The 2,403-nt window shown below is 43.9% G+C and carries 1 protein-coding gene; it reads right to left on the reverse strand.

Annotation, left to right across the window (positions count from 1 at the left end):
* Positions 1 to 120 precede the first annotated feature (120 nt).
* Positions 121 to 1,785, reverse strand: a complete 1,665-nt coding sequence (gene ltrA / locus D0T49_RS12820) for a group II intron reverse transcriptase/maturase (protein WP_163632329.1) — start codon at positions 1,783 to 1,785, stop codon at positions 121 to 123.
* Positions 1,786 to 2,403 lie beyond the last annotated feature (618 nt).

A 2,403-nucleotide genomic window follows, 5' to 3' on the forward strand; every position in this document is an offset into this window, starting at 1 on the left:
TGGGTCGGGTAGGTCAGCACCCTTGCGGGTGCTTTCCCCCCTAAGAACCGTGCGTGAAAGTTTCCCCTCACACGGCTCAAGCAAACAATATTTCTTTTTAATTAAGAATATGCTCATAACTTACTTCTTCTTTTTATGTGTAACACTTTGGTAACAGCTATCATGAACCAGACTGAGATGGTTTTTACCATTCTCTTGCCGGTTCATAGTGTGCCATGTAGTTTCCGCTGTAATAGGTTCTCCACACAACACACAGTTTCGCTTTTGTCTTTCCCACATTGCAATGAGTGACCTCTTCCCTTTGAGACTCATTTTCATTTTGGCAGTTCTTCTCTTTTCAAGATATTGCCTCCATTCAGGGTCGAAGGGATTGACTTCACATTTCAGTTGAGGATATCTTTCAATTTTCGTGTAGAACAAAATAGTAGCCGGAACATAATATTCCTCCTTTTTCTCGTTCTTCTTTTTAACTGCAAATACCCAGTCCCGACCATCAATTCTGTGGAAGTAGCGGTCTTTAATCCACCCCTTGCACTTGTTACCATGCCTGCGGAGTGCCCACTGCCATAACTTCTTGAAGATTTGATGGTCTGCTTTGCGGAAGACTGTAGAGGCTGCACTATATTTGTAATAGTTCGCCCATCCGTTGAGTATCGGGTTCAGTCGCATAATCAGTTCATGTTGTGTGCCGCCACGGGATCGTTTGATTTCGTATTTGACTTTGCTCAACATGCGCTTGATTCTGTCTTTGGCAGGTTGTGTTAGCAAAGTGTCTCCGAATTTGCGGACATTGAACCCAAGAAAATCGAAGCCATCACTAATATGAGTGATTTTGGTCTTTTCTTCAGATAGCGTCAATCCTCGCTCTGCAAGGAATTGGGCTACCAAAGGTTTAACCTTTTGCTCCAATAGTTCTTTGGTTTCACCCGTGATGATGAAGTCATCTGCGTAACGAACCAACCTTACTTTGGGACAGTACCATCCCGTTTTTCCGGGAATATGCTCCCAAGGAAAGTTTGTTTCCAAAAGTTCCTGTAGCCCGTCGAGTGTCATATTAGCGAGAGTCGGAGATATAATACCTCCCTGTGGTGTGCCTTCTTCTGTCGGAAACAATTCTTTGTTGTACACAAATCCACATTTTAACCATTTCTGTAATATGGTTTTATCCGTAGGGATATTTTCCATGAGCCAATTATGGCTTATGTGGTCAAAACAACCTTTAATGTCTCCTTCCAACACCCACTCGGCAGAACATTTTCTTGAAAGTAGTGCATGACAGCGAGCCATTGCATCCGCAGCACTGCGGTCTTTTCTGAAACCAAAGGAGTAGTTATCCGCAGTTGTCTCGGATACTGGTTCCAATGCCATCAGATAGAGGGCTTGCATCGCTCTGTCTTTCATTGTCGGTATGCCCAGCGGACGAAGTTTTCCGTTACTCTTTTTAATATTCACTCTTTTCAACGGTTGAGGTTTGTAGCCTCTTCTTTTTAGTGTTACAATGGCTTTGAATTTTGATTGTGGAGTTGACCAAAGGACGTTGTCCACTCCCGAAGTTTTCTTGCCATTATTAGAAGTAACTCGTTTGACTGCCAATGTTTTGGCATAGAACGAGTGGGTAAGTGTCCATTGCAAGGCTTTTACCTTACCATACTTACCTGCTTTCTGAGCTTTTACAATACGCGCTTGCAGCTTATTAACCGCCTGTTCGCACTTGTTCCAGTCTATGCTTTCCCAAGTTTGCTCTCTTCGGTCAGAAGACGCACACGATTTTTCACTTTCGTACATTTGCTTTTCCTCTTTCATAAGTTCTAAAAGTTATCTTGTAAAACGTTACCATACCGGAAGTCTGCCCGTTTTCACGTCAAGTAATGTCGTCAAGGTCAATTCATGATTTTGACTCAACTTGTATCTATTCCATTACAGAACAGCGTTCGCTTTCTCCGGTTTTCCTTTACCCGCATATCCATCGGATTACCTTGCGGCTTTCCTACCCTTACGGGAGATATACAGGCTTACCGTGTTCTACACCAGTACCAAGATAGGGTTAGGTCTTGCCTCTTCGCCGATGGCTCTGTTGTTCGCGTAACCCCAAAATTCACAGAGTTATCCAGCCACGTTACCTTTTGGTTCAAGCCTGATAGCATTCGTAGGCTTGTTCGACTTAACGACGTTTATTAGCAATTCACTTTCGTTGACCATACCTTCCGAGCCAAGCTCCCCGACCCGCATAATGCTTGCGAGCTTTGAAATCCCCTTGCGGTTCTTTCTTACCCTTTCGGGAGGGCTACCTTGTCCGAGCAGCTTGATACCCTTATATAAGCGCACCTGCTCGTAGGCTACTATTGGCGAAACAATAGGTCTAATCTATGTTAGACAGCTACTGGTGTAACTTTCACGTCACAC

Source organism: Paludibacter sp. 221, from assembly GCF_010501035.1.
Classification (GTDB): Bacteria; Bacteroidota; Bacteroidia; order Bacteroidales; family Paludibacteraceae; genus QVMH01.